Annotated in this window: 25 protein-coding genes and 1 pseudogene; 7 read left to right on the forward strand and 19 right to left on the reverse strand. The window is 63.7% G+C overall.

What is annotated here, in order from left to right; all coding sequences use genetic code 11:
- Positions 1-46 precede the first annotated feature (46 nt).
- The 5 genes from ASH04_RS16000 to ASH04_RS16020 form a co-directional block, all read right to left on the reverse strand.
- Positions 47-604 (reverse strand): hypothetical protein, encoded by a 558-nt coding sequence (locus ASH04_RS16000; protein WP_032368903.1) that lies wholly within the window; start codon positions 602-604, stop codon positions 47-49.
- Positions 605-793: 189 nt separating this feature from the next.
- Entirely contained in the window at positions 794-1,570 is a 777-nt protein-coding gene (locus ASH04_RS16005; RefSeq protein WP_094621255.1) for a glucose 1-dehydrogenase, read from the reverse strand.
- An 85-nt stretch (positions 1,571-1,655) separates the two neighbouring features.
- The gene (locus tag ASH04_RS16010; protein ID WP_057474159.1) at positions 1,656-3,074 is read right to left on the reverse strand and encodes a phytoene desaturase family protein; all 1,419 of its coding nucleotides are present in this window, start codon (positions 3,072-3,074) and stop codon (positions 1,656-1,658) included.
- The gene (locus ASH04_RS16015) at positions 3,071-4,918 is read right to left on the reverse strand and encodes a DUF3556 domain-containing protein (protein WP_057474047.1); all 1,848 of its coding nucleotides are present in this window, start codon (positions 4,916-4,918) and stop codon (positions 3,071-3,073) included. Before ASH04_RS16015 ends, ASH04_RS16010 begins: the two co-directional genes overlap by 4 nt.
- Positions 4,919-5,115: 197 nt before the next feature.
- Positions 5,116-6,399: a PucR family transcriptional regulator gene (locus tag ASH04_RS16020; protein WP_057474048.1), complete on the reverse strand. Its 1,284-nt coding sequence runs from the start codon at positions 6,397-6,399 to the stop codon at positions 5,116-5,118.
- 94 nt (positions 6,400-6,493) lie between these two features.
- On the opposite strand from ASH04_RS16020, the gene ASH04_RS16025 reads away from it, so the two are divergent.
- On the forward strand, positions 6,494-7,984 hold the full coding sequence (locus ASH04_RS16025; protein ID WP_082519299.1) for a class I adenylate-forming enzyme family protein: 1,491 nt from the start codon (positions 6,494-6,496) through the stop codon (positions 7,982-7,984).
- A gap of 39 nt (positions 7,985-8,023) precedes the next feature.
- On the opposite strand, the gene ASH04_RS16030 is transcribed toward ASH04_RS16025, so the two are convergent.
- The 6 genes from ASH04_RS16030 to ASH04_RS16055 all read right to left on the reverse strand — a co-directional run bounded on the left by ASH04_RS16030 (position 8,024) and on the right by ASH04_RS16055 (position 13,327).
- Complete coding sequence (locus ASH04_RS16030; RefSeq protein WP_307718859.1) at positions 8,024-8,302, reverse strand: hypothetical protein; 279 nt, start codon at positions 8,300-8,302, stop codon at positions 8,024-8,026.
- A 112-nt stretch (positions 8,303-8,414) separates the two neighbouring features.
- Entirely contained in the window at positions 8,415-8,921 is a 507-nt protein-coding gene (locus ASH04_RS16035) for a nuclear transport factor 2 family protein (RefSeq protein WP_032407843.1), read from the reverse strand.
- Positions 8,921-9,703, reverse strand: a complete 783-nt coding sequence (locus ASH04_RS16040; protein ID WP_032407844.1) for an SDR family NAD(P)-dependent oxidoreductase — start codon at positions 9,701-9,703, stop codon at positions 8,921-8,923. Before ASH04_RS16040 ends, ASH04_RS16035 begins: the two co-directional genes overlap by 1 nt.
- 13 nt (positions 9,704-9,716) lie before the next feature.
- The gene (locus tag ASH04_RS16045; protein WP_032407845.1) at positions 9,717-11,048 is read right to left on the reverse strand and encodes an MFS transporter; all 1,332 of its coding nucleotides are present in this window, start codon (positions 11,046-11,048) and stop codon (positions 9,717-9,719) included.
- A 22-nt stretch (positions 11,049-11,070) separates the two neighbouring features.
- Positions 11,071-12,510 (reverse strand): FAD-dependent oxidoreductase, encoded by a 1,440-nt coding sequence (locus ASH04_RS16050; protein WP_032407846.1) that lies wholly within the window; start codon positions 12,508-12,510, stop codon positions 11,071-11,073.
- Complete coding sequence (locus ASH04_RS16055; RefSeq protein WP_032407847.1) at positions 12,503-13,327, reverse strand: SDR family NAD(P)-dependent oxidoreductase; 825 nt, start codon at positions 13,325-13,327, stop codon at positions 12,503-12,505. Before ASH04_RS16055 ends, ASH04_RS16050 begins: the two co-directional genes overlap by 8 nt.
- A 218-nt stretch (positions 13,328-13,545) precedes the next feature.
- On the opposite strand from ASH04_RS16055, the gene ASH04_RS16060 reads away from it, so the two are divergent.
- Complete coding sequence (locus tag ASH04_RS16060) at positions 13,546-14,208, forward strand: IclR family transcriptional regulator (RefSeq protein ID WP_235580035.1); 663 nt, start codon at positions 13,546-13,548, stop codon at positions 14,206-14,208.
- A gap of 19 nt (positions 14,209-14,227) precedes the next feature.
- Here the strand turns inward: ASH04_RS16060 and ASH04_RS16065 are convergent, their stop codons facing one another.
- Positions 14,228-14,647, reverse strand: coding sequence for a nuclear transport factor 2 family protein (locus ASH04_RS16065; protein WP_032407849.1), 420 nt, complete (start codon positions 14,645-14,647; stop codon positions 14,228-14,230).
- A 99-nt stretch (positions 14,648-14,746) separates the two neighbouring features.
- On the opposite strand from ASH04_RS16065, the gene ASH04_RS26595 reads away from it, so the two are divergent.
- Complete coding sequence (locus tag ASH04_RS26595; RefSeq protein ID WP_156394579.1) at positions 14,747-15,118, forward strand: hypothetical protein; 372 nt, start codon at positions 14,747-14,749, stop codon at positions 15,116-15,118.
- Positions 15,118-15,165, forward strand: a pseudogene (locus ASH04_RS27565) (hypothetical protein); the annotation flags it as partial. The gene ASH04_RS26595 and the pseudogene ASH04_RS27565, both read left to right, overlap by 1 nt.
- A 147-nt stretch (positions 15,166-15,312) precedes the next feature.
- On the opposite strand, the gene ASH04_RS16075 reads toward ASH04_RS27565, so the two are convergent.
- Positions 15,313-15,771, reverse strand: a complete 459-nt coding sequence (locus ASH04_RS16075; protein ID WP_156394580.1) for a hypothetical protein — start codon at positions 15,769-15,771, stop codon at positions 15,313-15,315.
- 113 nt (positions 15,772-15,884) lie between these two features.
- On the opposite strand from ASH04_RS16075, the gene ASH04_RS16080 reads away from it, so the two are divergent.
- Positions 15,885-16,760, forward strand: coding sequence for a bifunctional methylenetetrahydrofolate dehydrogenase/methenyltetrahydrofolate cyclohydrolase (locus ASH04_RS16080; protein ID WP_027494744.1), 876 nt, complete (start codon positions 15,885-15,887; stop codon positions 16,758-16,760).
- Here the strand turns inward: ASH04_RS16080 and ASH04_RS16085 are convergent.
- From ASH04_RS16085 to ASH04_RS16110, 6 genes are all read right to left on the reverse strand, one after another.
- A complete protein-coding gene (locus tag ASH04_RS16085) occupies positions 16,730-17,533 on the reverse strand; it encodes an IclR family transcriptional regulator (RefSeq protein WP_027494743.1) in 804 nt (267 codons plus the stop codon). The genes ASH04_RS16080 and ASH04_RS16085 overlap by 31 nt on opposite strands.
- Positions 17,534-17,602: 69 nt before the next feature.
- On the reverse strand, positions 17,603-18,295 hold the full coding sequence (locus ASH04_RS16090) for a GntR family transcriptional regulator (RefSeq protein WP_200937330.1): 693 nt from the start codon (positions 18,293-18,295) through the stop codon (positions 17,603-17,605).
- A gap of 42 nt (positions 18,296-18,337) precedes the next feature.
- On the reverse strand, positions 18,338-19,489 hold the full coding sequence (locus tag ASH04_RS16095; RefSeq protein ID WP_200937331.1) for an aromatic ring-hydroxylating oxygenase subunit alpha: 1,152 nt from the start codon (positions 19,487-19,489) through the stop codon (positions 18,338-18,340).
- 94 nt (positions 19,490-19,583) lie between these two features.
- Positions 19,584-20,747: an NAD(P)/FAD-dependent oxidoreductase gene (locus ASH04_RS16100; protein ID WP_200937332.1), complete on the reverse strand. Its 1,164-nt coding sequence runs from the start codon at positions 20,745-20,747 to the stop codon at positions 19,584-19,586.
- The gene (locus tag ASH04_RS16105) at positions 20,744-21,106 is read right to left on the reverse strand and encodes a bifunctional 3-phenylpropionate/cinnamic acid dioxygenase ferredoxin subunit (protein ID WP_027494739.1); all 363 of its coding nucleotides are present in this window, start codon (positions 21,104-21,106) and stop codon (positions 20,744-20,746) included. The genes ASH04_RS16100 and ASH04_RS16105 overlap by 4 nt, the downstream gene beginning before the upstream one ends.
- A gap of 370 nt (positions 21,107-21,476) precedes the next feature.
- A partial coding sequence (locus ASH04_RS16110; protein ID WP_235580028.1) for an S-(hydroxymethyl)mycothiol dehydrogenase occupies positions 21,477-22,518 on the reverse strand: 1,042 nt, incomplete at its 5' end.
- Between the two features lie 320 nt (positions 22,519-22,838).
- Here ASH04_RS16110 and sthA point away from each other — a divergent pair.
- The gene (sthA, locus tag ASH04_RS16115) at positions 22,839-24,254 is read left to right on the forward strand and encodes a Si-specific NAD(P)(+) transhydrogenase (RefSeq protein ID WP_032366488.1); all 1,416 of its coding nucleotides are present in this window, start codon (positions 22,839-22,841) and stop codon (positions 24,252-24,254) included.
- 181 nt (positions 24,255-24,435) lie between these two features.
- The gene (locus tag ASH04_RS16120; RefSeq protein ID WP_027496868.1) at positions 24,436-25,380 is read left to right on the forward strand and encodes a proteasome assembly chaperone family protein; all 945 of its coding nucleotides are present in this window, start codon (positions 24,436-24,438) and stop codon (positions 25,378-25,380) included.
- Positions 25,381-25,581 lie beyond the last annotated feature (201 nt).

Below are 25,581 nucleotides of genomic sequence, written 5' to 3' on the forward strand. Positions count from 1 at the left end.
ACCCCGCCGCAATGGCTGCGACGGGGTAGGGCACATTCGCGTGTTTCTACGCGCGGGCGACCAGCTTTCCTGCGATTCCCGACAAGATTTCGGTCGGCCTCTGCTGCTCACCCTGCTGAGCACCCAGCACCACGAGAGTTCCGGTCAGGACCGGCAATGCCCACTGGAGGTACTTCAATTGCTTCTGTGCCGCGGCGGCCTCGCGTGGGGTACCTGCTGACGGCTCGGTTGCCGAATCGATCGAATGACCCTGAGCCTTGGTCGTCTTCGCGCCGAGGACACCGCTGTATGCAGTGGCGGCGAGGGCGGCACCGGTAACGGCGATTTTCAAGTTGGTATTGGCGGTGACACCCTGCTGATGACGAGCCCGGCCGCGGTTGGCCATGAGTATGCCTGCGCCGCCGATGAGATGTGCACCGATGGCCGCGGCGTTGACCGGAGCCCATTTCGCCCACCCTGCCGCGGCAACCTGTGCGCGGTCTCGCGGATCCTGAACCGCAGTGGCAGCACCGTTCACGCCGACGGCACCCATGAGCGAACCGCCGAACCAGGCAGCAGCACCGAGATCGTGTAGCGAACGGATGAGGGTATTTCTGTTGGACATTTGAGGATCCTTCGGTTGTGTGCGCTGCTCCGATCGCGAAACGCGCGATATAACAGAGGTTTTGGCGGCCGCGTGAACTGCTCCTTGTCCATCGGTTACCCGCGTGAGCGGTTTCCACACCTGGGCCCCACGCCGACTCGAACCGGAACGCCACGGATGCGCCCTCGCTCCTCGAACCCCGTCAGGCGTTCAGAGCAGTGAGCCGACCAGTCCGCCGTCCAGGACGAGGCTGCTCCCCGTGCACCAGGACGACTGTTGCGATGCGAAGAACGCGACAGCTGCTGCTACTTCCTCCGGTGTGCCGTAGCGCCCTTGTTTGTCGGCGATGAGGGTGTCGAACCCTCCTTCCGGTAGCCCCAGAGCTGCCTCGAATTCGGGGGCTGCCTTGGTGACCAGAGCGGTATCGATGAACCCTGGCAGCACAGCGTTGACTCGAACACCCTGCGCTCTGAACTCCGTTGCGGCGGTTTCGGTCAGATTTCTCACCGCGGCCTTGCTGGCGGCGTAGGGCGCGAGCAGCGCCGAACCTGCCGTCGCGGTGATCGAGCTGATGGTGACGATGGAGCCGCCGCCGGATGCTGCGATCGCGGGTGCGGCATATCGGATGGTCAGGAACACGCCATCGAGGTTGACTGCGGTGGTACGCCGCCAATCGGCGTACGACATCTGTGCGATCGCTCTGACCTCGCCGACACCGGCATTCGGAATTGCTATGTGCAGGTTGCCGAAGTGTTCGACGGTCTGCTCGACGAGAGATCGAACCTGATCCTCGTCGGTGACGTCTGTCGCGACAGCGATCGCACCGTCGATCGAAGACGCCACCTGGCGAGCGGCGTCGAGATCGATGTCGGAGACGACCACCTGTGCGCCGTCGGAGGCCAGTCGCCGCGCTATGGCGGCGCCGAGGCCTGCCCCGGCACCGGTGACGAGTGCGACCTTGCCGTGGAGAGATTCGTCGATTGGCATTGTGTTCGGTCCTTCCGTGGGAAAGCAGAGGTAGTGCCTTCTCGCTGACGACAGAGAAGGCGAAAGGTATTGCTGTGTCGCTGTTTCAGCGCTTCAGCAGGTCATCCAGAGCTCGTCGCGCTGCATTCAGTCCCGCCATGCCGTGTGCACCGGGTCCGGGGGGAGTTGCCGCAGAGCACAGATAGAACCCCGGCGTTCCCGTGCGGTACGGGTCTCGGCCGGGCCGTGGTCCGAGGAGCAATTGTGTCGGCGACGACGTACCGCACAGAATGTCGCCGCCGACGAAATTCGCGTTTCCTTCGGCGAAGCTCTGCGGAGACGTGGTGACTGTCTCCACAATTCGCGAACGCAGGCCCGGTGCGAACTGTTCGATGCGGTCGATCACGACGTCGGTGACATCGTGGTCGAGGCCGGCGGGAACATGGGCGTATGCGTACAGCGGTACGACGTCTCCGTCCGCGCGCTGAGGATCTGCGACGAACTGCTGCCCGACGAGGACGAACGGCCGATCGGGCATTCGTCCTGCAGCGACGGCCGCCTCGGCTGCGACGGTGTCCTCGGCGCTACCTCCCACGTGCACAGTGCCGGCCTGTGCGACCCTGGGGTCGGTCCACGGGACTCCACCGCGCACCGCGAGGTCGACCTTGAACGCAGCTGGTCCGTGCCGAAACCTGTTGTAGGAGCGACGTGTACGCGTCGTGAGTTCCTGGCCGAGTACGTCGGCCACCACGGACGGCGTCGTGTCGAAGATCGTGATGTCCGACGACGGCAGATCGGCTCGTGAGGCAACCCGCGTCGAGGTCTGCACGGTTGCTCCCAGTTCGATGAGCGCGGAGTGCATCGCCCGTGTGATCGCCGCGGTTCCGCCCTCCGCCACCGGCCATCCGTTGTGGTGTCCGGCGGTCAGGATTCCCACCCCGATGGCGGAGGAGAACACTTCGGTCAACGGCCGCATCGCGTGTGCCGCTGCTCCGACGAACAGTGCCCGCGCCTGCGGCGTGGCGAACACCCGTGACAACACCGCAGCGGGCAGAGCAGTCGGCGCACCGAATCTCGCCAGCAGCAGTGGATGTCGGGGCAGGTGCACGACCGGTCCGAGTAGGTCTGCGGACAGTCTGTCGTACGACGACGACGGTTGCCCGAACAGTGCCTTCCATCGTTTGCCGTCCGCACCCAGGCCCACAGCAGTCTCGTTTATCGATCGATGGAGCAGTGCTGCCGCGTCGTCGAGAAGCGGATGAGCACAATCGATCTCGGGCCACCGCCACGTCAGTCCGTGTTGCTCGAGACCGGCCAGGGCGGGTGAACCCACCGCCATCGGATGGAAACCGGCACAGTGATCGACGAGCAGATCGACGGTGGTGAAAGGCCGGTGGCTACGGGTGCCGCCGCCGATCTCGCTCTCTGCCTCCAGCACGGTGACGTGTATGCCGTCGCGTGCCAGAGCAAGTGCAGCGGCAAGCCCGTTCGGGCCGCTGCCCACTATCGTCGCGGATCGCGTCATGATGTCGATTCTCCAGCACCGGCCGTCGCTGACGACGCCTCCGGTGCCGAGTGTCGAGCGGTTGTCGAGTCTGCGCGACGCCGCCACGTCACCGACATGGGGATGGGGCCGTCGGGTAGCCACGGCTGGGCGGACACCGCGTCGTCGACGTTCCACGTGCCGGTTTCGATCACGCCGAGGGCGGCATCGATGAGCTTGTAGGACTGCGTCTTTCGATGGATGGGTTGCGATTCGACCCAGGCCACCACGAACTCGCCCGGCTCGAAGTTGCAGCGTCGCTGAATCGCTGCGATGAGGGAGGCGTCGTGCAGGTGGCCGTCGCCGAAGTTGAAACCGAGAATCGAGTTGCAGGCGAATTCGCCTTCACGCACCGTCCATCGATCGATGTCGGGAACGTTGCGGATCAGAAGCGAGAACAATCCGCGGCCCTGACTGTGCATAGAGCGCCATGCGATGGTCTGTTGCATCGTGATCTCGGCGACGGCAGGCGGGTAACCCATGGCTTCGAGCTGTCGTACCTGATTGCGGGTGGGGCGCACGATCTGATCGAGCTTGTCCTCGGCACCCGGTGCGAACGCCCACAGACCGGAGGCCCAGTTGCCCGCGTACTGGCGCATCGAGGGCGTGAAGGCCACGAGGTCCGGTCGGAGGTTGCCCAGAACCGGGAAGAAGAACAAGCACACCAGCGCTGTCGCCACGAACCACGGGGAGGCGTCGAAGATCGAGAATCCGTGTCCTGCAGGGTGTCCGACGAAGAGAAAGACTGCTGCGTAGGCGAACAACAGATTCCACTCCAGTGGGACCGCCAGCGGGAACGTCGAAATGATGAACAGGTGGAATGCCACCATGAGAAGTGCTCCGACGAGTGCGACGGTCGTGTTGGTGGTGAGCAGCAACACGACCGGTACCGCGATCTCGACGGTGGTGCCCAATACGTGCGCGATCAATTTGGCCGTTGCCGAGGGACGAATGTCGTCCGGGAAATTCCGGTAGTGCTTGCGCCTGGCCCAGCGCGTGGGAATGCAGGGGCTGTTCGAGACCATGGGCGGAACGACGTTGGCGAAATGTGCACCGAATTTCGAGATGCCGGCCCCGACCCACACCGAGAAGATGAGCAGCTTCAGTCCGACGACGAGGTCCACGATGGCGTTGTCACCGAGAATTCCCACGAGACCGAACAGGACTATCGCAGGACCGTACTGCTCGGCGCGGGCAGCGATGAAGATCGTCTTGTCGCGAAGGCCCACAACGATGGTGAGCAAGACCGGCGCGATCGCCCAGCGTGGATCGACGAGGTTGCCGATGCCCTCGGGCAGGATCGAGGCAAATGCACCGGGCGGTGTTCCGGGCGCGATGACGGGGACGAACAGACTCACCAGGAGAGCGAGATACAGCACGACGTCCAGCGGCGTCCTGGTGTCACCCGAGGTGAACGGCACCTTGCCCGGCCACGGAGGCATCCGAACGGTCCCCGGTTTCGCCCAGAACAGGATTCCGCCTGTCATCGGCTTGAACTTGCCGGCGATCGGTCCCCATGACCCCGCGAGTCCGACGGTTTCGAGCAGCATCGTCCAGTAGACCAACTTCTGGTAGACGATCATGTCGTCCCACCACGAGCCGACGTCCCACGGCATCCCGACGCCGGAACTCAGTGTCGCCAGAGTCAGGCCGATCCCGATGTAGAGCACCAGGAGCTTGACGACGTAGGTGGTGGGGATGACCTTCGGCGAGCCGAAGCCGTAGTCGACCCAATGCAGTGCAAGGGTTTTCACTCGTTCCAGCAGGGGCCGGTCGAGGAAGGTTTCGAGGTCGACAGGTGGAAACTGTCCGTTCTTGAATCCCATGAGTGAGCTTTCTGTAGCGAGCGCTGAGGATGAAGGAGCAGGAGTCAGCCCTTTCGCCCGAGGCTCGGGTCGCGGTGACGCAACCATCGGACTGTGTCCTGCACCACAGAAAGCTACGGGGTTCCTATCGGCGGTCCCAATGGTTCGCCGACCCGAGGCTCACCTTCGTTTTTGTGACGCCGACACAAAGTGCACCCTCAGGAGAGGATCCGAGCCCCGAGCCACTGACATGCGGTGAGGGCAACCTCGACGGCGAGTCGGTCGTCGGACAGTGGCCGGGGGAGCAGCTTCTCGGCATTGTCGACGCGGTAGCGAATCGAGTTCTTGTGCATCGTCATCACCGCAGCCGCCGCGGAGAGGCTCCGTTCGCACGCAAGGTAGATCCGCAACGTGGTGCGCAATCGTTCGGCATGTGTGGTGTCGGCAGCCAACTGCGGTCCCAGCACGCTCAGGACCCAGGCCTGCAATGCCGACGGGTCGCGAGCGCACAGGTCCACCACGGCCAACCCGGGGTCGTCGTAGCGTTCGATCGTTCGGCCTCGGCCACCCAGAACGGCCACGTGATGGGCGCGCTGAGCCTGTCGGTAGGACGTGACGAACCCGGCCGCGTCGAGTCCGATGGCCCCGGCCGCCAACAGGGGTGCGTCCTCGGTCCGCGGTCGAGTGTTGATGCGATCGAGAACGACGGCGAGATCCGTGTCGTTCGATGGAACCTGAATCCATCCCCACGCGGTAGCGCCGTCGCGTCCGACCACCAGGGGAGGGGCCGGACTGTCCAAGTCCGCCGCCAGAGCGCGGATGGTGGTGGTGAACCTGCGCATCCGGTCGCCGCGAACGGCGGACTCGCTGACCCAGGCCACGACGGCCAGGTGGCGTCCGCGCAGTCGATACCCGGTCACTCGCTCGACGACGTCCACCGACCCCTTGCCGTTCAGGAGATCGAGTACCGCATCGAGTCGAGCATTCTCGCGATCCGCCAGCCAGGACTCCCGCTCGGTCTCGTACACCGCGGCCACCCGTTGCGAGATCCAGTCGATGTAGTCGAACACCGAATCGACGATCACGCGGTGCGCTTCCATTCGGACCGGGTCCGGCGCGGCCAGCGACATCGAGGTCTCGAACGCTCGATCGAGCAGAAATTGCTGTCCGAGTCGATAGGCGCGAACCAAGGCATTGACCGGCACGCCCCACTGAGCCAGGCGGCGCGCATATTCGATGGCCGCCGCCGGCGGCTCGAATCCGGCACCGCCGATGTCGTGCTGCAGAGCGTGCAGGATCGTGTCGACGTTGCCCTCGATACTCGATCCCAGCAGCTCGATCAGCGATGGTTCGTTGTTCAGTTCCGTGATGCGCGACGCGAGTGTCGTGCGCATCTGCGCCACGACATCTGCCAGCCGGGCATTGAGGTGCGCGGCAACCGCGGCCACGTGAGTGCGCACCGCCTCGGCGGAGGCGGGCGAGATGTCGGCAGGTGTCGGCACGGGTGTTCCTTTTCGTTTCGGGCTACAAATAATCCGCGGTTTTTGTGCTGCTGGACCGAAGTCTTTCAAATGGGCAATCCGTAACCTACGTCACATGCTGCCAATTCTCGACGCCTCCTCGCCGGTTCTGCAGGCCATGTACCGCCGGATCGACAACGACCCGGACGGCGCGTGTCTGTCCGACGACTCCACCTGGTTGAGCAATGCCGAGTTCGGGCTCGAAGTCGACTCGGTTGCCGCCGAACTCGTCGACGCGGGGGTGGGAGCGGGTGATGTGGTTGCAGTCTTGCTTCCGAATCGCATCGACATCATCACCACGATGTTCGCGGCATGGGTGCTGGGAGCAACGTTGACTCCCGTCAATCCCGCACTCACCGACGACGAGGTGCGCTATCAACTCGAGGACTCGACCGCCCGCGTGCTCGTCGGTAGCGGGCAAGCCTGCACTCTCGGCCGCGCGCAGGGTATTTCGTTCATCGACGTGGACTCCCGCGATCGTCGTCCCCGCACGCCGCAGTTGGACGGCACGCATCGTGGATCGGGGCCTGCCGACAGCTCGGCACCGGCCTTGATCGTCTACACCTCGGGAACGACGGGGCGGCCGAAAGGCTGTGTGCTGACTCATCGCAACGTCGACCGAATGAGCGCCGCGATCGTGACGGCCTGCGAATTGACCGATGTCGATACGAGCCTGCTGGTGCTTCCACTCTTCCACTGCAACGGACTCGTCGTCGGCTCGGTCGCTCCGCTGCGAGCCGGTGGACGTGTGCACATCGCCCCACGTTTCTCGCCGGACACGTTCTGGGACAACGTGGAGACCGTCCGGCCCACCTACTTCTCCGCAGTGCCCACCATGTACTCACTGCTTGCGGACCGTGGATCGACCGACCGCGACATCTCGTCGCTTCGATTCGTCATCTGTGGAGCAGCGCCCATGCCTGCCGGCCTGATCGCGTCATTCGAATCGATCTTCGGCGTGCCGGTCGTCGAAGGGTACGGCCTGTCGGAATGCACTGTGGCGGCAACGATCAACCCGCCGAACGGGATTCGAAAGCCGGGCACGGTCGGCATCGCGCTACCCGGTATCGACATTGCGATCGATACACCCGACGGTCCGAGCTCCCTTCCTGGCCGGACCGGTGAAGTGTTGGTGAGCGGCGAGACGGTCATGCAGGGATACCTGGGCCTGCCGGACGTGACCGCAAAGACCATTCGAGAGGGGTGGTTGCACACCGGCGACATCGGAGTCCTCGACGAGGACGGCTATCTCGTCTTGGTGGATCGACTCAAGGACATGATCATTCGCGGCGGCGAGAACATCGCGCCGAGCGAAATCGAACATGTCCTGCAATCCCATCCCGACGTCCTGGAAGTGGCCGTCGTCGGCGAGGCGCATCCGGTCTACGGGGAGGTGCCCGTCGCACACGTCGTGGCACGAGCCGGTCGCAGTATCTCGGTCGACGAGCTGGACGCGCACTGCGCGCGGAGCCTGGCCAAGTTCAAGCGACCGAGTCGGACAGTCGTCCACGACGCTCTACCGAAGAACTCCGTCGGAAAGATCGCGAAAAAGGAGCTCGGCGCGTAGTCCGACCCGGCCCGCCGCTACCGGGCGGGACGGTCGCGGTCACATGGACGAGGCCGCGAAGGTCAGGAACACGACGAACAATCCGATGCCACCGAGCGCCGCACCGATCACGGCGTCGCGACCGTTGGACGCGTCGCCCTCGACTGCGCGGCCGAGACCGATCCAGCCACTGACCACCGCGATCACTCCGGCCGGGATGGTCACGAAGTCTCCGACGAACGGCACGAACGCGCAGACGACTGCGACGATGCCCGCAATCAACGCCAGGTTTCCGGCTCCGTCACGGAACATCGACTGGGAAGCGGACTTACGTTTCACCGAGTCTCCAATCGAGTGCAGCGCGAACGCGGCGATCGAACCTGTCAGCGCGGGTAGACGATGATGCCGACTCCATAGTAGATACCCAACGGATCTTGGCGTCGGCAACTTGTCACCTGCTGTTTCGGTCCCTACGTGCGAAGACCGGGTCGGCTTGGGAACGGCGGGAGGTGATCCAAGACGGGTCGAGCACGTTTTCGATAGTGGTGCAGAGGGATTCGTCGAACACGACTACTCGATCGGCTATTCGCCACTCGTTGTCCCGTCTTTCGAGGCGGTCCACGTATCGGCATTTCACGGTCGTCAAGACCTGCGTCGACGATCCGATCTCGGGTTCTTGCCGCAAGTAGCACAGGCAGTAGGACTCGACGTCGGCCACCTGTTCGCAAGGTTTCAGATCGATGATGACGTTGGTTATGAAGTGCATCGAGCTGTCGATGGTTCGATGACGAAGCTCGATGTCCTCGATCAGACCGTCGATCGTGCCGATATAGCCCCCGTGGTGGTCGACGGCGTCAGGGAAATAGCACCTTCTCAGGCTCTCGAAGTCCTTGCGGTCTACAGCCCGGGCGTATCGATACAGCACCTCGGTGATCGCCACTCGGTCTTCACTCGACATCAGCAACCAGCTTTCAACTCGTTGGTAATGCGGTGGTAGATCCCGCCGGAGGTCAGGCCACCGTCGACGACAATTTCTGTGCCGGTAATGTATTGCGATGAATCCGACAGCAGGAACGCGACCGATTCTGCGATTTCTTCGGCGTCGGCGACGCGCCCCGCGGGTACCGATTGCAGGCTTGTCTCTACGAAAGCCGTTGAGCCGGAATGCAGTAATGGTGTGTCGACCAGGCCGGGGTGGATCGAGTTAACTCGAACTCCGTATTCGGCGAACTCGAGTGCTCCTACCTTCGACAGGCCACGCACCCCCCATTTGCTCGCGCCGTATCCCGCTGCGAAATAGCCGAGCATCCCGGCGATCGAGGACACGTTGACGATAGAGCCACCGCCACCCTGTTTCAGAAGTGGCGCACAGGCTTTCATTCCATAGAATACCGAGCTCAGATTTATGTTCATGACGCGGCGCCAGTCGTCGACGGTCGTCTCCTCGATCCCAGCTCGGTGACTGACACCGGCGTTGTTGACCAGTCCGTCGAGGGCACCATCGGATGTCTCGATCGATTTCGCCAGTTCGGTCCACGAGTGCGGTTCGGTAACGTCGAGCTGATAGAACTCCGCTCGGCCACCGGCATCGATGATGCCCTTCACGACGGCGTCACCTGTGGCCGTGGAGATGTCGGTGACCCAGACCTTTGCTCCCCGGGCTGCGAGCATCTCCGATTCGACGCGGCCCATGCCGCTCCCTGCACCGGTGACGACGATCGTCTTGTTCTCGAAGTTCATACGAGGGGGCCTCTCACTCGGTTTTCAGTTCGGTCCCCTTCGTCTCGGTCACGAAGAAGACCGTGGCGAAGGTGACGACGGCGCAGAACACGAAGTAGCCGGCGGGTGCGAGCGGGTTTCCGGTGAGCGAGATCAGGTACGTCGCGATGAAAGGCGCTGTGCCACCGAGCAACATGTTGGTGGTGTTGTTGCCCAATGCCAGACCGGTGTACCTCACCGAGGTCTTGAGCATTTCCACGTACGTCACGTACGAGGCACCGTTGACGACGGATACCGCGATGAACAACACCGACTGTCCGACGACGGCCTGCCACAGTGTGCCGCCGGCCATCATCATGAACATGGGGACACCGAGAACGATGGCTGCGAAGCTACCCGCGAACAGAACGGGCTTCCGGCCGTACCTGTCGGCCATGTAGCCCGAGATGGGCAGGGTGATCACTCCGAGAACCAAGGCGAGCGAGGTCGACAGAAACGCTGCCTGCGAGGTCTGGCCGCCCTCGGTCCTGAGGTACGTAGCAGCATAGACCGAGGCGATGTAGTAGCCACCCGTGATGAGCGCGCCGAGCAGGATGATCTTCACGACGCTGCCGCCGGAGGTGCTCAGTAGCTCCGAGATAGGAAGCTTCTTCGTCTCTCCCTTGTCCTCGAGTTCCTTGAATTCCGGAGTGTCGTCGAGACGGTTCCTGATCCAGATGCCGACGCCGCCGATCACGAGGCTGAGAAGGAACGGGATTCGCCATGCCCAGGACAGGATCTGTTCGTCGGTGAACACCGAGTTCAGTGCCAGCGCGCAGAGTGAGGCAAGCAGGGACCCGATATATGTTCCGGTGTTGACCATCGACGTCTGGGTCGCTCGCCACCGTGTCGGCGCGGACTCGGACACGAATGCGTTCGCGCCTCCGAGTTCACCACCGGCAGCGAATCCCTGAAGGCATCTGCACAGGACGAGAACCGAGGTGGCCCAAACTCCCAGCGTGACGTACGTGGGGAGCAGTCCGATTCCGGCGGTTGCGATCACCATCAGCAGGATGGTCCAGGACAACGCATTCTTGCGGCCGTACTTGTCGCCTATGTGTCCGAAGAAGATTCCGCCTGGAACTCGCAGGAAGAAGGCGACGGCGAACGCCGCGAAGGTACCGAGAAGTGCGGCCGTCGGATCGTCGGAGACGAAGAACAGCGCGGCGATGGTGGTGGCCATGTAGCCGTAGATGCCGAAGTCGTAGTACTCGACGACGGTTCCGACGACGGCGGCTCGGATGACGGTCAAGGGAGATTGTGGCGGGTTCGTCCCGGGGGTTCGTGCGTCCGACTCGGGCTGCGCGGCGCGATCGTTCGTAGTCATCGGTGTCCTCGAGGTCAGGGGGTCAGGCCGTCAGCGGCTGAGCGTCGACGGTGTGAAGGGCAGCGTTTCGACCGGCAATCCGGCCCATGGTCAAGGCATTCGCCACAGCGTTGCCGCCACCGACGTACCGCTGCCCGAGAACTCCGGCTCCAGCCTCGCCTGCGGCGAACAGGCCGGGCACGCGGGTGCCACGTGTTGTCAACACAGCGGAATCGGAATCGATCTCCAAACCTGCATGTGTGCAGACCAATTCGGCGGGAAGGATGCGTGCGGCATAGAAGGGGGCGGTCCCGATGGGTTCGGGATTCGATGTGCTGCCCTTGTTCTTCAATGTCCGATGGCGAAGAAAGTCAGGATCCTCGCCATGGGGCAGATGAGCATTCCATCGCTCGATCGTGAAATCGAGAGCTCTGGCAGGCACGGCCATGAGCTCGGCCAGCTCCGTGAGGGTGGCTGCGCGAAGCGTTCGGCCGGAGTCTGCCTCGTCCTGGATGCGATCGGGTGCCCAATCAGCATATCCTGCAGGAAGATTTTGCCGTGCGTGATCGTCGAAGACCATCCACGCCGAGCCGCCCTGGGCCTCGATGATTCCAGTCGAGACCGCATACGAGGCGTCTTCGTCCATGAATCGACGTCCCGCGGCGTTGACGTGGATGCGTGATTTCGGGGGAAACCCGGACTGCCAGTGGTGGTAGCGCTGAAAGTAGACGGTGGGCAGCATGAGTCCCCATCCGTCACCGGTTACCGACGCGTCCACCGATTGCGCGTAGCGAAGATGGTCACCGCGACTGCCCTCGGCTGCAACGACGAAAAGTGAGGAACCCGCGCGGTTGGCAGCCGGGTAGTGAATATCGACAAGCGCTGGGTCTCGGGCAAAGCCTCCCGAGGCCACGACCACTGCCGCAGAACGGAGTTCGACGTCATCGGCAACGACTCCCACGACCCGCTCTTGCTCGATCAGTAGCGCTTGGACACGGGTGTCGAGAACAACCTCGATTCCGTGCCTGCGCCGCGCGGCGTCCAGAACCTGAACGAGGCCGAAGCCCTGGTCTTTCGGAACATGGCCTCGCCAGATGTCCTCGACGCCTGCTTGGCTCAAACCTGGTTGGTGTGCGTTGCCGGATATCCGGGCGGGAATGTCCAATCCGAGTTCGAGCAGCCACTCCAGTGTCGGTCCTGCCTGCTCGCAGAAGGTCCGGATCAGACCGGGTTTGAGCATCCACTGATTGAGATCCATGTAGTGCTGGAAGTACTTCTCGGCGCTGTCGTCGATCCCGAGTGCGCGCTGAACGCTGGTCGCTGCCGCAGTGAACAATCCGGCCGACAGGGCCGTCGATCCGCCCAGTTCCTTGCGAGCCTCGAAAAGAATGACGGATGCGCCGTTCTCGGCCGCTGTCACAGCGGCTGCGAGCCCCGCGCCGCCGCCACCGATGACGATGACGTCGTAGTCGGTGTCAGACATGACGTGATCCGCCGTCGACCGCAATGCTGTGTCCGGTCACGTAGCGAGCACTGTCCGACAGGAGGAACAGAAGCGGCCCGAAGACTTCCTCCGGTGCTCCCAGTCTGTGCAAGGGAACCGAATCGAGTGCTGTGGCGAGCGCTGCCGGATCTTCCTGCACCCACCGAGTCATTTCGGTGTCGATGTAGCCGGGTGCGATGGAGTTGACGCGAATGCCGAGGTCACCGAACTCGACGGCGAGGGACTCCGTGAGGTGAGCAACTGCTGCTTTGGACGTGCAGTAGGCGCCGCGGCCCTTGCGGACACGAAGTGCGGACACCGAGGACATGTTGACAATTGCGCCGCCCCCGCGCATGTGGCGAGCCGCTGCCTGCGAACCGAACAGCACACCTTCGACATTCACGCTGAGCGTGGCACTCATCTGCTCCGGGGTGATGTCCGCTGCGTACGCGAACGGGAAGATCCCCGCGTTGTTGATCCAGAAGTCGATCCGTCCGAATTCGGCAAGGGCAGTTCGGGCGAGGGTTTCGTGATCGTCGGAGACGGTGACGTCGGCTCGAGCGCCGATGATCGTGCCGGGCTGCTCGACCAGCGAGTCGGTGACCAGCTCCGTAGTGAGTTGCTCGGCTGTCTCCTTCATCCGAGCGTCGTTGATGTCGGCACCGACGACGTGTACACCGCGCGCCGCAAGTCCCTTGGCGAACACCGATCCCATTCCCTGGGCGGCCCCGGTGACGACAGCCACCTTGCCCGACAGTTCGGGGTAGACCGCAGTCATCGTGCGATCGACGACGCGTCCTGGATTGGGGTTGTTCATGGTGTTCTCCTCATGCAAAAGATCTCGATCGGGTTTACGAAGCGGTGTGTGGGGACACCTTGCGGCGGCCGGAATCACTGTGCGATAATCGCACGCAGTGTGCGATTCATATCGAACTGTAGGTGGTCCACCTCACACTCGTCAATAGGGGGCGACTCATGACCAATGCCGATTCAGGTCGCAGGGACGGCACGGACGCCGTGTCCATCGATTCAGGTATGTCGAAAACGCTGCACCACGGCCTCGCCGTGCTCGAGCTCCTGGCCGAACATCCGAACGGCTTGTCCATCACGGAGATCGCCGACGGAATCGGTGTGCACCGCACCGTCGCTCACCGTCTGGTCCGCACCCTCGAGGCTCATCGTCTGTGCCGGCGAGACGATTTCAAGCGAATTGCTCTCGGGGCCGGGCTCGTGGCACTCGCGGAACCTGTCGAGCAAGATCTGCGGACCGTGGCGCGCCCCGTTCTCGAAGAACTGGCAGACCAGTTGGGAGCGACTGTCCATCTCGTGGTTCGCGAAAATGCAACGGAAGTACGGGCTTTGATGGTCGTAGAGCCCCGGGGCGCGAAAGTGCACGTGGCATTTCGTGGGGGGCAGGTCGATCCGATCGACCGGGGATCCGCCGGCCTGGCAATGCTCGCGTCATTGCCTGCGGCGGATGGGGAACGCGCAGAAGTGACGAAGGCACGACGCGTCGGATATGCGGTCACCCACGGCGAAGTGATTCCCTCGGTCGGCGGGGTATCCGCCGTGGTGCCGGGTCACCGCGGGGACGCCGTGGCGAGCGTGGGTGCGTCGGTGTTCGAGATCGACGACGAAGAGCAACTCGGTGCGGCCGTCGTCGCTGCGGCGGCGCGGTTGGGGCGTCTGCTTCGTTAGCCGGTGGTTGGGAGTCGTGTCAGGCGTCGTCGCGAGACACAGTCCTGTATTGGATGCGCCACCGATCGTCCACTCTTACAACACGATCCCGGACCGACGTGAATCGGAGGAGCCGGGTCTCGCCACCACGCGGTGTTGCCATAATCTGGAGGTAGCAGTCGACTGTCAGTTCGTCGACGCTCACGAGATCGACGGCAATGTTCGTGATGACGTGCCGATGCCTCTCGTTCGCCTCGGCCGCGCTGTCGAAGAAGCGTTGGGCGAAGGCGGTCAGCTGGTCGCTACCGACCTGGGGCTCGGGGTAACTGGGCGAATCGAAGACGCCGTCTGCGGTGAATGTCTCCGCCCATTCCGTCGCACGTCCGGAATCGATTGCGTGGCTCTGCCTGCCGTACAGGAGTTGAACATCGGCAACGGTTGTCGAGTCGGGATCGGGCATCGACGGCTCCTTCGGTGCGCTATTCGCACGGATGGTGCGTATAGGTGCGACGTTACGTTTCGGTCCGTTCGGCCGTCGAGTCAGGGGTGCCCTCACGCGGTGGCGACCTCGTTCGTGGCCGCCGTGGATACCACCCGTACCGCCGTGCTCGCGACCTCGAAACATATACCGGCTCCAACGAATTCGACGTCGAAGACCCAGGTGAGTGAGGTTGCCCCGGCACTCGTGAGCGCATCGGCGGTGGTGCGGGCGTGGGTGATGGAGGCGCTGCGGGTCGACACGTCAGGTTCGGTCTTTAACGGCCTGGTCACGGAGGATATCGATCTGAAGGTCGGCGAACGGGTGGTGCGGCTTCATCGAAACACGCTGAGAATGCCGAACATTAATGCCGTTCATGCCCTGAGTGGGCCAACATTCGATACTGCGAGGCTACTGAACGCGCATGGGGCAGTAGTCGATTTAACAAGGTGATGCGATTCGGCAAGGGCCCGAGGTCTTGCCCGGGGAAGTCGTTCGCGTTGTCGATGATCGCCGTTTTCGTCGCCGCGTTCCTGCGTGCGTACCCGGACGCTCACCTCGACCCGACGCAGTACGACAACCGCTACCCGATCCATACGTCCTCCGAACACGGCCTGTAAGTCGAACTTCGCACATGACCCGAATGGTCAGGGGTTGGGCGTGCTCTTGCGAACGCGGTAGTTGTGCCATGCCTGTGCCGCCAGGGGTGCCCCGATCAAGACGCAGGCGATGATCGGCAATGAAATCGGCCACGGAATCGACAGGTTGTTCGCCGCCAACAGGGCACCGGACAGCGCCATCGACGCGCCGACAGTCTCCAGCAAGTTGACCTTGCGCGGCCGGACCGGCGGGAGTCCCATCCACGGGATGCGTCGACCGGCGTTCTCTCGCGACACCCGTCGCGCCGCCGCGACGGAGAGTGCGGCTCCGACGACAAAAAGGCAGACTCCGGCGACGACGGCCCAGTCGTGACCTCCGTCGATCCACATCGACGCCAGGTACAGCGCCGGGCCGCTGATATAGGCACCCCACACCTTCCATCGAGGTGCAGCCTCGCGCTCGTCCCGTTGCACGTCGACCGGCCGCATTGGCTGCAGGGGCTCCATGTCTCGACCCTCCCATACCGCGGCTCTTGACCGGTCCCTGCGACTCACCGTACCCTGACCGACAGTTGATATATCAGAATCGCAGCGGCCCGCCGAACCGAGGAATCGAAAGTATGACCACAGCGCTCAAGATCGACGGAACCGCGGTCAGCGCGATCGTCAAGGACGATCTGCGATACCGCGTCGAACGGCTCGCCCAGCAGGGGATTCGGCCCGGTCTGGGCACGATTCTGGTGGGCGACGATCCGGGTAGCCGTTCCTATGTCGCGGCGAAGCATCGCGACTGCGCCGAGGTGGGACTGCATTCGATTCAGGTCCGGTTGCCTGCAACCGCGAGTCAGCAGGAGATCGAAGATGCCGTGCACGCTCTCAACGAGGATCCCGAGTGCACCGGGTTCATCGTTCAGTTGCCGCTGCCCTCGCACATCGACACCCATCGGGTGATCGAGCTGATCGATCCTCGCAAGGATGCCGACGGGCTGCATCCGACCAATTTGGGTCGGCTCGTACTCGGCATGGACGGGCCGCTGCCCTGCACCCCACGCGGGATATTGGAACTGCTTCGGCACCACGATGTTCCGATCACCGGTGCTCGCTTCTGCATCATCGGATGTGGAATCACGGTGGGTCGTCCGCTCGGCTTGATGCTGACGCGTCGCAGCGAACACGCCACCGTGACGATGTGTCACGAGGCGACGGTGGACACCGCCGCGCACACTCGGGCCGCCGACGTGGTCATCGCGGCAGCGGGTGTTGCGCATCTGGTGCAACCGGACTGGATCAGTGCCGGAGCCACGGTGTTGTCGGTGGGAATCACCCGTACCGTCGAGGGCATCCTCGGCGATGTGCACCCCGGCGTCGAGCACATTGCGGGGCGGCTCAGTGGAGCCACCGGCGGGGTCGGGCCGATGACCAGGGCGATGCTGTTGACGAACGTGGTGGAGTGCGCGGAGGCCGCTCAGGCCGAGGGGATGAAGGACTCCCGATAGCCCATTTTTTCGCTGATCTCGGCGGCGGCGGCCAGCACGTCTGGGACGATGGCCCGCATTCTGGTCTCGTCGAAGCGGTAGACCGGTCCCGAGATGCTCAGCGCGGCGGTCGTCTTGCCGGTGTAGTCGAGAATCGGGGCTGCGATGGCGTTGAGTCCGGTCTCGAACTCTTCGACGACGACGGCGTATCCGAGGGATACCGCAGCATCGAGTTCGGCAGTGAGACCGGCTTTGGTGGTGAGCGTGTGCTCGGTGTACCGGTGGAGGTCGAGTCCGTCCACGACGTCCTGACGCGTATCGGAGTCGAGGGCAGCCAGCAACACCTTGCCGCTCGCGGTGGCGTGCAGCGGTGTCTGCTCCCCGATCCAGTTGTGGGTTCCCACCGAACTCGGCCCGCGGGCCTGGTCCAGGTGGACCGCTGTATTGGACCGCAGCACAGCGATATTGACCGTTTCGCCGAGCTTGCCGGCGAGGCGTTCACAGACCGCGTGGCCGTATTCGGTGATCTCCAGACGCTCGGGCACGGCCGCCGCGAGCCGCAGGACTCCGAGGCTGAGCCGATACTTGCCGCGATTGTGCGTCTGCATCACCATGTCGTGTTCTTCGAGCGACGCCAGCAGCCTCGACACCGTGGATTTGTGCACACCGATCTCGGTGGCGATGGCGCTCACGCCGGCCTCTCCGAGCCGTGCCACGACCTCGAGCACCCGAAATGCGCGGTCGACGGACTGGACGCCACCCTCGGGGGCACGTGTCGAATCGTCGCTGGCCACCCCCGCGACTATACGTAACAGGCACTTGGCCGTGGTGTTGCCCCTCGGAGCGTGGCCCGAGTCGGCGATCTAGATGACGGCGCGCACCGCGTCGTCGAACTCGGTCACGTGTGCTCGGGCGATGGTCGCGGCCTTCTCGGCATCGCCGGCCGCGATGGCGCGCAGCAGCTCGGTGTGCGTTCCCACATGGTCGGCCAGCGGAGGCAGACGATCCATGAACAACCAGAAGATTCGCGTCGCGAGATTGTTGTAGCGAATCAATGCGTCTTCGAGAACCGGGTTCGCCGCCAGCCGGTAGACGGTGCGATGCACTTCGGCGTCCCAGTTGATCAGGTCGTGTTGGCTCGGCGGCGTCGCTTCGAACTTCTCGGTGCGATCGGCCATGCCCAGCAGAACTTGGCGTTGGGTTGCGGTGGCCGCGGTGGCGGCCTTGGCGGCGGCCAGGGGCTCGAGCCGCTGGCGGATTTCGGAGATGTCACCCAGATCGGCGACGTCGATGGCCGTGGCGAAAGTGCCGCGGCGGGCGTGCGAGATGACGAGGCGCTCGTACTCGAGCCGCTTGAGAGCTTCCCGTACCGGCGTGCGTCCGACCCCCAGCTCGGTGGACAACGCCGATTCGACGACGGCCTCACCCGGCTTGATGGTCAGCATGATCAGTTTGTCGCGGATAGCCGAGTAAGCGACGTCGGCCATCGTCGCTCCGGGTTCGCCCGGCACCCCCGACGATCCGGGGGCGCCCGGCGATGCGACCTCGACACTCATGGTTACCGATCCTATCGGCACCGAGTGCGGGGCAGCGTGCGGTCAGGCCTCGATGCGGTTCTTCAGCCAATCGTGGAAGATGCCGATGTGGTGTTCGCTGCCCACCAGCACTCCGCCGTCGCGGTACTTCCGTGAGCTCATGGCGGGCTGGCAGCGTTCGCACGCCTCGAAGTCCTGCAGATTGACGCGGTGGAACAACTCCACCGATTTCTGCAGATCCCGTCCCGATGCGACGACTCCGGGCAGGTACAGCCAATCGCATTCCACCAGAGTGCGATCGGCGGCAAGTGGATACATCCGATGGATGATCACGTGATCCGGGACGAGGTTGACGAACACCTGTGGCCGGACGGTGATGGCGTAGTAGCGCCGGTCCTGTTCGGGTGCGATTCCGGGAATGGAGTCGTGTCCCTCGGAACCGTCGAGCGTGAATCCCTTGACGGATTCCCCGAATTCGGCTCCGTGGCCCACGTAGTACTGGGCGGCGTAACCGTCGGCGAATTCGGGAAGTACCTCGGTCAGCTCGGGGTGGATTGTGGCGCAGTGGTAGCACTCCATGAAGTTCTCGATGATGAGCTTCCAGTTGGCCTTGACGTCGTAGCTCACGCGGCGGCCGAGACCGAGGTCTTCGATCTTGTAGCGGTCGATCGACTCGACGTCGCCGAGTCGATCACGGATGTCCTGCACGACAGTGGTGTCGAAGGAGGCCGGATCGTCGCTCAGATTGACCCAGACGTACCCGAGCCATTCCTCGACCGACACCGACGCCAGGCCGTAGCGAACCCGATCGATATCGGGCATCTTGGTGAGATTCGGTGCTGCGATGAGCTTTCCGTCGAGATCGTAGGTCCAGGCGTGGTACGGACACTGGAACGATCGTTTGACTTCGCCCTTGTCCTCCATGCAGATTCGAGCACCGCGGTGCGCGCACACGTTCAGGTAGGCCTTGATCGCCCCGGTTCGGGTGCGCGTCACGATGACACTTTCGCGGCCGATCTGCACGGTGCGGAAGGCGCCGGGCTTGTCCAGATCGGCGGCACGGACCGCGCAGATCCACAGTTCCTCGAAGATCTTCTCCTGCTCGAGCTCGAAGATGGCCGGATCGGTGTAGTAGCGACCGGGAAGGGTGGAGATGAGGCTTTCGGGCAGGGGAAGGGAGGTTGCGGGCGGCGTGGTGTCGGGAATGGTGGTCAAGGGGTCCTCCGTACGTGGCCGATCTTGTGGATCGGTGACGAGACGTCAACTGGGGTAATGGAATACGACGGGTGGAGCAGCGGCCTGGGTGATTTCAGACCGCGCGAGCGGGAGCCGAGAGCTGTCGGCGCCAGCGGGTGAACAATCGAACTTGATTGACACCGAGTACACCGACCGGAAGTCCGTCGGATCGATACACGGCGAGGAAACTCCCGAGTTCGGGCGAACCCTCTTCGATGGTGCATTCACTGTCCGGTCCGGCGGTGCCGGCGAACTGAATACGTGACCCGTACTGGTCGGACCAGAAATACGGAGGTTTGACGTGTTGGCCGCCGTAACTGCCCGAGAGCAGAGTGGCCACTGCGACGGTGGGTCGTTCGGACGCCCCGGCCCAATGCTCGACGCGTCGGTGGACGCCGGTCGAATCCAGCCATGCGGCGCAGTCGCCGACTGCGACCACTCCGGGTACGGCGGTCGCGCCGCCGCCGTCGCACAGGATTCCGTTGCCCAGCGCGAGTCCGCTGGTGCCGAGCCAGTCGATGTTCGGAATGCCGCCGATGCCGACAACCACGACGTCGGCGTCGAGGAGTCGGCCGTCCGCGAGGCGAACGCCCGTCACTCGGTCGGTGCCGGTCAGGCCGTCGACGGCGATTCCGCAGATCAACGTGGTGCCGTTGTCGCGGTGCAGATTTCCCACCGCGCTACCCAATCGTGCACCGAGTGGCCCGGCGAGCGGTGACGGGGCGGCTTCGACGACGGTGACCTCGAGGCTCAACTTCCTTGCGGTGGAAGCTACTTCGGCTCCGATGAAGCCTGCGCCGATGACGACGAGACGTGCGCCGGGCGTGAGATCTGCACGCAGCCGGTCGGCGTCGTCGATCGTACGCAATACGTGCACACCGGTGAGGTGATCGGTACCGGGAAGCGATCGCGCGCGTGAGCCGGTGGCGAGGACGACGCCGTCGGAGGTCAGCTCGGCACCGTCGTCGAGAGTGACGGTGCGACGCGATGGATCGAGGGCGGTGGCCGTGCGGCCCAGAATCCAGGTGGCGTCGAGGTTTTCGTCGTCGGGTTCGAGGGCGAGAGTGCTCACGTCCACGTCGCCGGCGAGGTATTCCTTCGACAGGGGAGGGCGGTCGTAGGGTCGATGGCTCTCGGCACCGACGATGGTGACGGAGCCGTCGAACCCGGCCGCCCGCAGTGCACGCGCGGAGCACAGGCCTGCCAGGGAGGCTCCGACGATGGTGACGCTTTTCATGAATGTCCCTCGGCGGCCAACCGGCTGCGAACGTCGGGCGGAAGATTGGGGGCCGCGGTGCTGAGCTCGACGTAGACGACGCCGTCCTCGACGACGACGGTGTGCGTGCGGACAGGCAACTTGGCGGGCGGAGCGTCGACAGCACCGGTACGCAGGTCGAAGGTGGACGCGTGGAGTGGGCATTCGACCGCGCACCCTTCGAGCCAGCCGTCGGCGAGCGACGCGTCCTGATGCGTACAGGTGTCATCGATCGCGAACAGCTCACCGTCCTCGGTGTGGAACACCGCCACCGGAGGGGTGGTGTCGACGCGCAGAGCTTCGCCGCCGGGGAGATCGGCCAAGGAACACACCTTGAGCATTCGGATCCTTTCTGTATCGCTATGCGGAACACGTCTTACTTCCCGCAACAACAGTGTGAACATCGCCACAAGAGTGTGTCAATAGGTGACGGCACTTTTCATACACGCGAAACACGACGTAACCGGAACCGGACAAACCACGCGTTGTACCAGCTGAGCAGGTGGTTAGCCCGTGCAATGACACGCGTGGCCGGTGTCGCGTCCGCCCGACTCGATGATGCCCCCGACGTCGGAATACGTTGAGGGCATCATGAAACAAAACGCTACCGACGGGTAAAGAGGCCCACTTTGATATATCAGAGGTGTCGAGCCGCAGCGCACGGGCTCGAGTTACCGGAAGCGGCCACCTTCTCGACCCGGAACTGCCCGCTCACAGGACCACCACCGAACGCAGCACCGTGCCCTGATGCATCTTCTCGAACGCCGCCTCGATATCACCGACGATATCACCGAGACCGATCCGTTCGGTCACGAACTTCTCGAGCGGCAACCGRCCCTGCTCGTACAGATCGACCAACATCGGAAAATCCCGCTCSGGCAGRCAATCGCCGTACCACGACGACTTCAACGACCCACCCCGGGAAAAGAAATCGATCAACGGCATCTCCACCGTCATCTCCGGCGTCGGCACCCCCACCAACACCACCGTCCCGGCGAGATCGCGGGCGTAGAACGCCTGCTTCCACGTCTCCGGGCGACCGACGGCATCGATGACCACATCCGCCCCGAACCCACCCGTCAACTCCTGGATGGCCTCGACGGCATCGACCTGCGAGGCATCGACCGTGTGCGTGGCCCCCAGATCGAGAGCCCAGTCGAGTTTTTTCTTGTCGCGGTCGACGGCAATGATCGTCGACGCCCCCGCCAACCGGGCACCGGCGATCGCAGCATCACCGACACCGCCGCACCCGATGACCGCCACCGAATCCCCGCGGGAAACGTTCCCGGTGTTCATCGCCGCCCCCAACCCGGCCATCACCCCGCACCCGAGCAAACCGACGACCGCCGGATCGGAGTCGGGGTCGACCTTGGTGCACTGGCCTTCGTGGACGAGGGTCTTGTCGGCGAACGCCCCGATCCCCAACGCCGGGGAGAGTTCGGTGCCGTCGGCGAGAGTCATCTTCTGCGACGCATTGTGGGTGTCGAAGCAGTACCAGGGGGTGCCTTTCTTGCAGGCTCGGCATTCCCCGCACACCGCACGCCAGTTCAACACCACGAAATCTCCGACCTCGACATGAGTGACAGCGTCACCGATGGTTTCGACGGTGCCTGCGGCTTCGTGGCCGAGCAGGAACGGGAACTCGTCGTTGATGCCGCCCTCGCGGTAATGCAGATCGGTATGACACACCCCGCACGCGGCGATGGTGACCACGACATCGTTCGGGCCGGGATCGGGAATGGTGATCGTCTCGNCCGCCCTCGCGGTAATGCAGATCGGTATGACACACCCCGCACGCGGCGATGGTGACCACGACATCGTTCGGGCCGGGATCGGGAATGGTGATCGTCTCGATCGAGACGGGCTCGCCTTTGCTCTTGGCGACGACGGCGCGGACCTGCTGCGGCATGTATTCCTCCACTGAAAATCGTGTGTTGCGTGCTCGGTTCAGCCTCGCACAACGCATCGTCACGTGGCGACATCTGCATTCGTTCGGTGGGACGAGCCGCGGAATTCACACGCTCGTGACCGAGCGGGCACACAGTCTTCTCGTGCGAGCGGTACCTATGAACGATGTCTGCACCCATGGAATACGACCTGGTGGTCATCGGCTCGGGCCCCGGCGGCCAGAAGGCCGCGATCGCGGCCGCGAAACTCGGCAAGCGAGTGGCGATCGTGGAGAAGGGCCACATGCTCGGCGGCGTGTGCGTCAACACCGGAACCATTCCGTCCAAGACACTCCGAGAAGCCGTTCTCTATCTGACGGGGATGAATCAGCGAGAGCTGTACGGCGCGAGCTACCGCGTCAAGGCAGACATCACTCCCGCCGACTTGCTGGCCCGAACCCAGCATGTGATCGGTAAGGAAATCGAGGTGGTGCGCTCGCAACTGCTCCGTAACCGCATCGAGCTGATCACCGGGGTCGGCAAGTTTCTGGATGCACACACCATCGTCGTCGAGGACGAGGCCCGGGGCGAGCGCATCACGGTCTCGGCCGCCAACGTGGTGATCGCCACCGGCACCGCCCCCGCGCGACCCGCCGACGTCGCATTCGACGACTATCGGGTGTTGGACTCCGACGGCATTCTGAACTTGGAGTTCATCCCGGCGTCGATGGTCGTCGTGGGTGCCGGCGTGATCGGCATCGAGTACGCCTCGATGTTCGCCGCTTTGGGCACCAAGGTGACCGTCGTCGAGAAACGCGATTCGATGCTCGACTTCTGCGATCGCGAGATCATCGAATCCCTGCAGTTCCACCTCCGCGATCTCGCGGTGACGTTCCGCTTCGGTGAAGCAGTCACGGCGGTGGACGTCGGGCCGAACGGCACGGTGACGACCCTTGCCAGCGGCAAACGCATCCCGGCGGAGACGGTGATGTACTCGGCGGGTCGCCAGGGGTTGACCACGGCCCTCGAACTCGAGAACGCGGGCCTCGAAGCCGACGCCCGTGGGCGCATCTTCGTCGACGAGCATTTCCAGACCAAGGTGGACCACATCTATGCCGTCGGCGACGTCATCGGGTTTCCGGCGTTGGCAGCGACGTCGATGGATCAGGGCAGGTTGGCGGCGTATCACGCGTTCGGGGAACCGAGCGCGCAGCTCACCGACGTCCAACCGATCGGCATCTACTCCATCCCCGAGGTCTCGTACGTCGGCGCGACGGAGGTCGACCTGACGAAGGGATCCATTCCTTACGAGGTCGGTGTGTCGCGATACCGCGAACTCGCCCGTGGCCAGATCGCCGGGGACTCGTACGGGATGCTCAAGTTGCTCGTCTCCACCGAGGACCGTTCGATTCTCGGCGTGCACATCTTCGGTTCGGGAGCCACGGATCTGGTGCACATCGGTCAGGCCGTCATGGGGTGCGGCGGCACCGTCGACTACCTGGTCGATGCGGTCTTCAACTATCCGACGTTGTCCGAGGCGTACAAGGTCGCCGCACTGGACGTCACCAACAAGATCCGAGCCCTGGCAAATTTCGACCGTTGATGCGTCGACTCGAGGACCGAATCGCCGACCGGGAATGAACGACGGTTCCGCGTTTGTTCTGTCGGGTAGTGATTCACCACGATCGACGTCGGCGTGTATGCGGCTCGAGCAGACGGTCCGCGTATTCTGACCCGATGCTCGCGTCGAGGCATCGACGAGTCGATCCGAAAGGGGCCCGGCCATGACCGAACAGTCGAAGATGTACGAGCTGGAATTTCCGGCACCTCAGATTTTCTCCAACGACGGAGTCGGGCCCGTGCTGGTGCACGGGCTGGAAGGTTTCTCCGACGCCGGCCATGCCGTGAAGCTTGCGACGACCCATCTGCGGGAGAGTCTCGAAACCGAGCTGGTGGCCTCCTTCGATGTCGACGAGTTGATCGATTACCGGTCCCGTCGGCCGACCATGACGTTCAAGTCCGATCATTTCTCGGATTACGACGCTCCCGAGCTCAACTTGTATGCCGTCAAGGACAACGTGGGGACCCCCTTCCTTCTTCTGGCAGGCATGGAGCCCGATCTGCGATGGGAGAAGTTCACGACGGCAGTGCGACTGCTTGCCGAGCAGCTCGGAGTGCGGCGCACGATCGGTCTCGGCTCCATTCCGATGGCCATTCCGCACACCCGCCCGCTGGGAGTCACCGCGCACGCGAGCGACAGGGCGTTGGTCAAGGAAGGCAACAGCTGGGCGGGCGAGCTGCAGGTGCCCGGTAGTGCGTCGTCCTTGCTCGAACTACGGATGGCACAGCACGGCCACGAGTCGATGGGCTTCTCGGTACACGTCCCACATTATCTCGCGCAGACGGACTACCCGGGGGCTGCGGAAACGTTGCTCGAGAACGTCGGTGAAGCTGCCGAGCTCGATCTACCATTGGCAGCGTTGGGCGAGGCCGCGGCTCGCGTCCGGGAGCAGGTCAACGAGCACATCACCGGAAACGAGGAAGTGCAGTCGGTCGTACAGGCGCTCGAGCGCCAGTACGACACGTATGTCGCCGCGCAGGAACAACAGTCCACGCTGTTGGCCAGTGACGAGCCGCTCCCCAGCGGCGACGAGCTGGGTGCCGAGTTCGAGCGGTTCCTGGCCGAGCAGGCCGGCCTCGACGACGGAGACGGGCAAGCACCCCGGTAGTTGTGGAGCTGGTCACAGCGAAAGCAGTGGGATCCAGTCATATGCGACAGCCCCGGCGGATCGCAACATACCTGTAACCCGCAATACGCCCGATGCTCTGCCCCGAGCGCGATCTCGTGCGAGAGTCGTAGCAACACACAACCGTCGTCTGTGTTGCTGCGCTCTCGTGAGCAGCGACGCCGTACTGCGCCGTACGTCGGC

The sequence above is a fragment of the Rhodococcus sp. Leaf233 genome (assembly GCF_001426165.1).
GTDB lineage: Bacteria > Actinomycetota > Actinomycetes > Mycobacteriales > Mycobacteriaceae > Rhodococcoides > Rhodococcoides fascians.

What these genes read in the sequence shown, in the direction of transcription:
- sthA (WP_032366488.1), top strand. Translation starts at nt 22,839, where the DNA reads ATGTCTGCACCCATGGAATACGACCTGGTGGTCATCGGCTCGGGCCCC.
- ASH04_RS16065 (WP_032407849.1), bottom strand. Translation starts at nt 14,647, where the DNA reads ATGCCCGATCCCGACTCGACAACCGTTGCCGATGTTCAACTCCTGTAC.
- ASH04_RS16105 (WP_027494739.1), bottom strand. Translation starts at nt 21,106, where the DNA reads ATGCTCAAGGTGTGTTCCTTGGCCGATCTCCCCGGCGGCGAAGCTCTG.
- ASH04_RS16040 (WP_032407844.1), bottom strand. Translation starts at nt 9,703, where the DNA reads ATGAACTTCGAGAACAAGACGATCGTCGTCACCGGTGCAGGGAGCGGC.
- ASH04_RS16025 (WP_082519299.1), top strand. Translation starts at nt 6,494, where the DNA reads ATGCTGCCAATTCTCGACGCCTCCTCGCCGGTTCTGCAGGCCATGTAC.
- ASH04_RS16000 (WP_032368903.1), bottom strand. Translation starts at nt 604, where the DNA reads ATGTCCAACAGAAATACCCTCATCCGTTCGCTACACGATCTCGGTGCT.
- ASH04_RS16060 (WP_235580035.1), top strand. Translation starts at nt 13,546, where the DNA reads ATGTCGAAAACGCTGCACCACGGCCTCGCCGTGCTCGAGCTCCTGGCC.
- ASH04_RS16050 (WP_032407846.1), bottom strand. Translation starts at nt 12,510, where the DNA reads ATGTCTGACACCGACTACGACGTCATCGTCATCGGTGGCGGCGGCGCG.
- ASH04_RS16010 (WP_057474159.1), bottom strand. Translation starts at nt 3,074, where the DNA reads ATGACGCGATCCGCGACGATAGTGGGCAGCGGCCCGAACGGGCTTGCC.
- ASH04_RS16100 (WP_200937332.1), bottom strand. Translation starts at nt 20,747, where the DNA reads ATGAAAAGCGTCACCATCGTCGGAGCCTCCCTGGCAGGCCTGTGCTCC.
- ASH04_RS16015 (WP_057474047.1), bottom strand. Translation starts at nt 4,918, where the DNA reads ATGGGATTCAAGAACGGACAGTTTCCACCTGTCGACCTCGAAACCTTC.
- ASH04_RS16120 (WP_027496868.1), top strand. Translation starts at nt 24,436, where the DNA reads ATGACCGAACAGTCGAAGATGTACGAGCTGGAATTTCCGGCACCTCAG.
- ASH04_RS16045 (WP_032407845.1), bottom strand. Translation starts at nt 11,048, where the DNA reads ATGACTACGAACGATCGCGCCGCGCAGCCCGAGTCGGACGCACGAACC.
- ASH04_RS16035 (WP_032407843.1), bottom strand. Translation starts at nt 8,921, where the DNA reads ATGTCGAGTGAAGACCGAGTGGCGATCACCGAGGTGCTGTATCGATAC.
- ASH04_RS16080 (WP_027494744.1), top strand. Translation starts at nt 15,885, where the DNA reads ATGACCACAGCGCTCAAGATCGACGGAACCGCGGTCAGCGCGATCGTC.
- ASH04_RS16075 (WP_156394580.1), bottom strand. Translation starts at nt 15,771, where the DNA reads ATGGAGCCCCTGCAGCCAATGCGGCCGGTCGACGTGCAACGGGACGAG.
- ASH04_RS16005 (WP_094621255.1), bottom strand. Translation starts at nt 1,570, where the DNA reads ATGCCAATCGACGAATCTCTCCACGGCAAGGTCGCACTCGTCACCGGT.
- ASH04_RS16055 (WP_032407847.1), bottom strand. Translation starts at nt 13,327, where the DNA reads ATGAACAACCCCAATCCAGGACGCGTCGTCGATCGCACGATGACTGCG.
- ASH04_RS16090 (WP_200937330.1), bottom strand. Translation starts at nt 18,295, where the DNA reads ATGAGTGTCGAGGTCGCATCGCCGGGCGCCCCCGGATCGTCGGGGGTG.